At 34.4% G+C, this 355-nt stretch carries 1 pseudogene; it reads right to left on the minus strand.

Annotated elements, in window-relative coordinates:
* Positions 1-355, minus strand: a pseudogene (locus GOQ24_RS16660) (IS5/IS1182 family transposase); the annotation flags it as partial.

Genomic DNA, 355 nt, shown 5'->3' on the forward strand with positions numbered 1-355 from the left:
TTTTTGTGCAATAGTATAATGTGTAATAAATTGATTTTCAGTACTTATTTGAGTATTGTAGGCAGGTTTAAGTTGCCCGTTTTTCATGTGATCTTCTTTCATTCGCATAAAAGTAGCATCTGGATCTGTTTTACTATAACTATTTCGAGTACCTAAAGTTTCTAGTTGTTGTTCGTATTTTTGCAAGCGAGGTAAATGCTCGTCTTCTAACTGTTTGAGCTGTTTAGCTGTAGGTTTGGGTAGGTCTGCCCTATGTTTATTTAACTGAGTCACTTTTTCTTTAAGCTCTAAACTATCAATATTTTTGGAACAGTGTTCTTTTGCGAGTTCACTTTGATCCTGTTTGATTTGACCC

The sequence above is a fragment of the Myroides sp. LoEW2-1 genome (assembly GCF_009767705.1).
Lineage (GTDB): Bacteria > Bacteroidota > Bacteroidia > Flavobacteriales > Flavobacteriaceae > Flavobacterium > Flavobacterium album_A.